The sequence below is a fragment of the Micromonospora sp. NPDC049240 genome (genome assembly GCF_040647835.1).
GTDB lineage: Bacteria > Actinomycetota > Actinomycetes > Mycobacteriales > Micromonosporaceae > Micromonospora.
Window position 1 is genome coordinate 1 of the sequence record NZ_JBEZCX010000058.1, and the last position, 1239, is coordinate 1239.

General features: G+C 70.1%; 1 protein-coding gene. It reads left to right on the forward strand.

Translation table 11 applies throughout. The features are described from left to right. The first annotated feature begins 164 nt into the window (after positions 1 to 164). Positions 165 to 1220 carry an IS110 family transposase gene (locus AB0B02_RS31870; RefSeq protein ID WP_357306822.1) on the forward strand — a complete coding sequence of 352 codons (1056 nt, stop codon included), beginning with the start codon at positions 165 to 167 and terminating at the stop codon, positions 1218 to 1220. Positions 1221 to 1239 lie beyond the last annotated feature (19 nt).

Sequence of the window (1239 nt, forward strand, 5' to 3'; positions counted from 1 at the left end):
GGGATTCGTCGACTTGCCCGGGTGACCCGTTCCTGCACTCACCTGCTGGGCGTTCGTGACCTGATAGGAGCCTGTGCAAGAGGTCCCGTCACTGTCCTGTCCGCCCGTCCCGGCGGTGCGTGCCGACCCTGTTCGGTGCAAGCGAGAGGGACGACGGTTCCAGCATGGCAGCCAAGAAGCGTCAGGTCACAGGTGGTGTCGACACCCACGGTAAGACTCATCACGCCGCCGTCATCGACGGTGCTGGCCGGGTACTGGGTGACCAGGAGTTTCCCGCGTCGGCGGCGGGTTACCGGCAACTACTGGCCTGGCTACGCCGATTCGGGCAGGTGATCAAGGTTGGGGTGGAGGGCACCGGCACCTACGGTGCGGGACTGGCTCGCCACCTCACCGCTGAGGGCGTCGCTGTGGTCGAGGTCGACCGTCCGGACCGGCGAGCCCGCCGGGCCAAGGGCAAGTCCGACCCTCTCGACGCGCTTGCCGCAGCCCGGGCGGCCCTGTCCGGACAGGCCAGCGGCACGCCGAAGACCCGCACCGGCCCGGTCGAGGCCATCCGCGCCCTGCGGGTGGCCCGCCGCGGCGCGGTGAAGGCCCGCACCGCCGCGCTCAACCAGCTCCACGGCCTGGTCGCCTCTGCTCCGGAGTCCCTGCGCCACGACCTCAGCCAGCCGGGACCACCGCTGGTCGACCGGTGCGCCGCGCTACCCGTCGACCAGACCCGACTCACTGATCCCGTCGAGGCCACCAAAGCCGCCCTGGCCGCCATCGCCGCCCGGATCCAGGCCCTGACCGCCGAGATCACCCAAGCCGACCGGCGGCTACGACCCGCCGTTGCCCGCACCGCCCCACACCTGCACGCCGTCTACGGCATCGGCACCGACGTCGCCGGACAACTACTCACCACCGCCGGCGACAACCCCGACCGACTCCGCTCCGAAGCCGCCCTGGCCCACCTCTGCGGCGCCGCGCCTATCCCCGCCAGCTCAGGACGCACCGATCGCCACCGCCTCAACCGAGGCGGCGACAGAGCCGCCAACTCAGCCCTGCACACCATCGCCCTGGTCCGCATGCGCCACGACCCCCGCACCCGCGCCTACGTCGACAAACGCACCAAACAAGGCCTCAACAAGAAAGAAATCATGCGCTGCCTCAAGCGCTACATCGTCCGCGAGGTCCACACCGCCCTCCTCGCTGACTTCACCACCCTCAACACCCCTTGACTTCCATAGGAGCATCCCC